The sequence below is a fragment of the Haemophilus sp. HMSC068C11 genome, assembly GCF_001815355.1.
Classification (GTDB): Bacteria; Pseudomonadota; Gammaproteobacteria; order Enterobacterales; family Pasteurellaceae; genus Haemophilus_D.
On record NZ_KV820363.1, the window covers coordinates 1 to 618 of the forward strand.

The 618-nt window shown below is 52.8% G+C and carries 1 rRNA gene; it reads right to left on the reverse strand.

What is annotated here, in order from left to right:
• Nucleotides 1-618 (reverse strand): 23S ribosomal RNA (locus HMPREF3020_RS05635); the annotation flags it as partial.

Below are 618 nucleotides of genomic sequence, written 5' to 3' on the forward strand. Positions count from 1 at the left end.
GGCAAGTTTCGTGCTTAGATGCTTTCAGCACTTATCTCTTCCGCACTTAGCTACCCGGCAATGCGTCTGGCGACACAACCGGAACACCAGTGGTGCGTCCACTCCGGTCCTCTCGTACTAGGAGCAGCCCCAATCAATTCTCCAACGCCCACGGCAGATAGGGACCGAACTGTCTCACGACGTTCTAAACCCAGCTCGCGTACCACTTTAAATGGCGAACAGCCATACCCTTGGGACCTACTTCAGCCCCAGGATGTGATGAGCCGACATCGAGGTGCCAAACACCGCCGTCGATATGAACTCTTGGGCGGTATCAGCCTGTTATCCCCGGAGTACCTTTTATCCGTTGAGCGATGGCCCTTCCATTCAGAACCACCGGATCACTATGACCTACTTTCGTACCTGCTCGACTTGTCTGTCTCGCAGTTAAGCTTGCTTATACCATTGCACTAACCTGACGATGTCCGACCGTCATTAGCAAACCTTCGTGCTCCTCCGTTACTCTTTGGGAGGAGACCGCCCCAGTCAAACTACCCACCAGACACTGTCCGAGACCACGTTTCGTAATCTTCGTTAGAACATCAAACGTTAAAGGGTGGTATTTCAAGGACGACTCCA